Annotated in this window: 3 protein-coding genes and 2 pseudogenes; all 5 read left to right on the top strand. The window is 57.5% G+C overall.

What is annotated here, in order from left to right; translation table 11 throughout:
- Positions 1-153: pseudogene (locus tag RTY00_RS21475) on the top strand (autoinducer 2 ABC transporter substrate-binding protein); the annotation flags it as partial.
- 2 nt (positions 154-155) lie between these two features.
- Positions 156-1,661, top strand: coding sequence for a sugar ABC transporter ATP-binding protein (locus RTY00_RS21470; protein WP_312666105.1), 1,506 nt, complete (start codon positions 156-158; stop codon positions 1,659-1,661).
- Positions 1,654-2,643, top strand: a complete 990-nt coding sequence (locus RTY00_RS21465) for an ABC transporter permease (protein ID WP_154155726.1) — start codon at positions 1,654-1,656, stop codon at positions 2,641-2,643. Before RTY00_RS21470 ends, RTY00_RS21465 begins: the two co-directional genes overlap by 8 nt.
- Positions 2,644-2,659: 16 nt before the next feature.
- Positions 2,660-3,709 carry an ABC transporter permease gene (locus RTY00_RS21460; RefSeq protein ID WP_179449942.1) on the top strand — a complete coding sequence of 350 codons (1,050 nt, stop codon included), beginning with the start codon at positions 2,660-2,662 and terminating at the stop codon, positions 3,707-3,709.
- Positions 3,709-3,882, top strand: a pseudogene (locus tag RTY00_RS21455) (allulose-6-phosphate 3-epimerase); the annotation flags it as partial. The gene RTY00_RS21460 and the pseudogene RTY00_RS21455, both read left to right, overlap by 1 nt.

The following is a 3,882-nucleotide window of genomic DNA, read 5'->3' as shown; positions in this document are numbered from 1 at the left end:
ATGATGCAGAAGAAAGAGCCAATCACCGACGGAATGACCATCGAGGGTTTGGGCAAAGTGAAAGTTGATGAGGCGACCCACACCATCCTCGGCAACAACACCGAAAGCCTGGACAAAGAGAACCTGCCAAAACTGGTGAAAATGGGGCTGTAATGATGAAAGAGGTGATCCCACAGACGCTGATTGCGCTCGACAACCTGTCGAAAACATTTGGTGGCAACCGCGCACTGAGCGATATCTCGCTGACCTTACTGGCTGGCGAAGTGCACTGTCTCGCCGGCACCAACGGCTGTGGCAAGAGCACCTTAATCAAAGTCATTTCCGGGGTGCACGCCCCGGATAGCGGCAGCCGCATCACGCTGGGCGAAGGCCCAATCTTCCCGCGTCTGACCACACGTCAGGCGCGTGACTTCGGCATCCAGGTGATTTATCAGGATCTGTCGCTGTTCCCCAATCTCAGCGTGGCGGAAAATATCGCCTTCGAGCACAACCTGAGTAGCCTGCTCGGCTGGCACCGCAAAGCCAAACTGCGTGAATCGGCGCAGCGCATTATTGATGAGCTGAAGTTTGACCTCGACCTCGATGAGAAAGTGGCATCGCTGTCGATTGCCGCCCGCCAGCAGGTAGCGATTTGCCGTGCGCTGGTCGCTGATGCGCGGCTGGTGATCATGGATGAACCAACGGCGTCGCTGACGCGCACCGAAGTGAATCAGCTGCTGCGCACCGTGCGTTACCTGAAAGACAAAAACATCTGCGTGGTGTTTGTCAGCCATCGTCTGGATGAAGTACTGGAAATCTCGGATCGCGTTACGGTGATCCGCGACGGCCGCAAAATGGGCTGCTGGCCCGCCAAAGAGATGACGCCGCACCATCTGACCGAACTGATGACCGGCCTGAAGCTCGACTACCAGCTAAAAACGCCGACGCGCAATGATGATCGCCTGATCCTCGAAGTCGAAAAACTGACGCGCGCCGGACAATACCACGACGTTAATTTCAAACTCTATCAGGGCGAAGTGCTGGGCCTGTGCGGCCTGCTGGGATCTGGCCGTACCGAACTGGCGCTGTCGTTGTTTGGCATGACCAAACCGGACAGCGGCAAGATCTGGCTCGACAGCAAACCGGTGCGCTTCCGTGGACACGAGGACGCGATCAAAGCGGGCATTGGATATGTCTCTGAAGATCGCTTAACGCTAGGCTTAGTTCAGCAGCAATCGGTGGCCGACAACATGGTGCTGCCGATCCTCGACAAACTGCAAAACCGTTTCCACCTGATTGACGAATACCGTAAGAACAAGCTGATCCTGCAGTGGATTCAGCAGCTTGGCGTGCGCGTCGCCGATCCCAATCTGGCGATCTCCACGCTCTCCGGCGGCAATCAGCAGAAAATCGTGCTGGCGAAATGGGTGCTGACGCAGCCGCGCATCCTGATCCTCGATTCGCCCACGGTTGGCGTGGATGTCGGCGCTAAAGCCAGCATCTATCAGCTGATTCATCTGCTGGCGAAAGAAGGTTTGTCGATCATCCTGATTTCCGACGAAGTGCCCGAGGTTTGGTACAACTGCGACCGCATCCTGCACTTCCGTGATGGCACCGTTCATGCCGAATACCAACCCGATACCGTTGAGCAACAGCAGCTGGCGGAGGTGATCAATGCCTGATTTTTCTCGTTTACGTCCAAGCTCCAGCCAGGGCTGGCTTGCCTGGGTTTTACTGGCGTTCATCGTGTTTTTCTCTGCCGCCAGCGATCAGTTCCTGACGGTACAAAACCTGCTGGATCTGGCCGAAAGCTACGCCGTGACCGGCATCTTTGCCCTCGGCCTGTTTGTGGTGCTGGTGACCGGCGGCATCGATATCTCCTTTGCTGCGGTGGCGTCAGTGGTGCAATACCTGATCGCCTCGCTGTTTGTGCAGTTCCAGTTTGATAACGCCCTGCTCAGCATTCTGCTGGCGGTAGTGTGCGGCACGCTATTTGGCGTGATCAACGCCCTGCTGATTACCTCGCTGCGCGTGGTGTCGATCATCATCACCATCAGCATGCAGTCGCTGCTGTTTGGTCTGTTGATGTGGGTGACCGGCGGCAAAAGCCTTTATTCGCTGCCGGACTGGTGGATCACGCTGCGCAGCGTGCTGCCATTCACCTGGCAAGGCAACAGCTTCCAGATTGGATTGCCGCTGGTGACCATGCTGGTGATTGCGGGATTGACCGCGCTGCTGCTGAACAAAACCAATCTTGGCCGCCAGCTGTATGCGGTGGGTGGCGATGCGGAATCAGCGCGCCGCATCGGTATTCGCGTCGGTCTGATTCACATCTTCGCTTACGGCTGGCTGGGTGCGATGGCGGCGATTGGCGGCTTAGTGCAGGTCTATCGCATGGGTGAAGTGGTGCCGAATGCGCTGGTTGGCGGCGAGCTGGATGTGCTGGCGGCCACGGTGCTGGGCGGTGCCAGCCTGATGGGCGGCAAAGGCACGGTGAGCGGCACCTTAATGGGCGTGTTCCTCATCGCCATCCTGAAGAACGGCCTCAACCTGATTGGCGTCTCCAACTACTTCATGAACATCGTGGTGGGCGGCGTGATCATGGTGGCCATCGCCGTGACTCACTACAAAAAACGTAAAGAAACTGATGTCAGTTTCGTCTAACGGAAGGCGCATTCACATGAAATCACTCTCTGCTCTGCGTCCGGACGGCACCAATATCGGCCTGATGCTGCTCATTGCGCTGGCGCTGGCGACCTTCACCATCATGCTGCCGGGCCGCTTTCTCACTGATTCGACCTTTATGAGCATGGCGTTTCAGCTGCCTGAGCTCGGCTTGCTGACGCTGGCGATGTTTATCGCCATTCTCAGCGGCGGACTGAATCTGGCGATCATCGCCACCGCTAATCTGACGGCGCTGTTTATCGCCTGGACGCTGATGCGCGCCCTGCCCGCCGATGCGGGGACCGGCATGCAACTGCTGTGGCTGTTCATCGCCATCATCGGCGCGATGCTGATTGCGGCGCTGATTGGCGTGATTACCGGCGTGATGGTAACGCGCATCGGAGCGCACCCGATTCTGGTGACGCTGGCGACCATGATGACGCTCAACGGTATCGGCATCTGGCTGACCAAAGGTGCAGCGGTCAGCGGCATGCCGTCGGTGGTGCAGGCGCTCGGTTCCAACACATTGCTTGGCGTTCCGCTGCCGCTGTGGGTGTTCCTGATTGCCGCCGCGCTGCTGGCGCTGTTCCTCGGCAAAACCCGCGCCGGTAAATGCATCTATATGGGCGGCAGCAACATCAACGCCACCTGGTTTAGCGGCATCAACACCCATCGCATGGTGATTCTGGTGTACGTCATCTCCAGCCTGCTGTGCGTGTTGGCCGGATTGATCATGATGGCGCGCTTCAACTCGGCGCGTATGGGTTACGGCGATGCGTATCTGCTGCTGACGGTGCTGGCGATCATCCTTGGCGGCACCGATCCCAACGGCGGCTTTGGTCGCGTCACCGGCGTGGTGCTGGCGCTGATCGCCCTGCAAGTGCTCTCCACCGGCTTCAACCTGATGAACATCAGCCAGCACGTCAGCCTGGCGATGTGGGGCGCGGTGCTGATTGTGGTACTGGCCTTCAAACAATTTAAAACCCGCTTTAACGAACATCGTGCCGTCAAACTCAGCAAGCTGGCTGCGGCGCTTAACCCTTTGACCGAAAAAAAGGAAGTATGATGCGTATTCAAGTCTCCCCGTCGTTGATGTGTATGAATCTGATGGAGATCAAGCACCAGCTCGCCGTGCTGGACTCCCGCGCTGACTTCCTGCATATCGACATTATGGATGGTCACTATGTGAAAAATATCACGCTGTCGCCGTTCTTTATTGAGCAGATTCGCCCGTTCACC

It is taken from the genome of Pantoea sp. CTOTU49201, assembly GCF_032054795.1.
GTDB lineage: Bacteria > Pseudomonadota > Gammaproteobacteria > Enterobacterales > Enterobacteriaceae > Pantoea > Pantoea symbiotica.
The sequence above is the reverse complement of the archived record's forward strand: the minus strand, read 5'-3'. Positions and strand labels throughout refer to the sequence as shown.

Coding starts and splice junctions, on each gene's coding strand:
- RTY00_RS21470 (WP_312666105.1), top strand. CDS start 156: ATGAAAGAGGTGATCCCACAGACGCTGATTGCGCTCGACAACCTGTCG.
- RTY00_RS21465 (WP_154155726.1), top strand. CDS start 1,654: ATGCCTGATTTTTCTCGTTTACGTCCAAGCTCCAGCCAGGGCTGGCTT.
- RTY00_RS21460 (WP_179449942.1), top strand. CDS start 2,660: ATGAAATCACTCTCTGCTCTGCGTCCGGACGGCACCAATATCGGCCTG.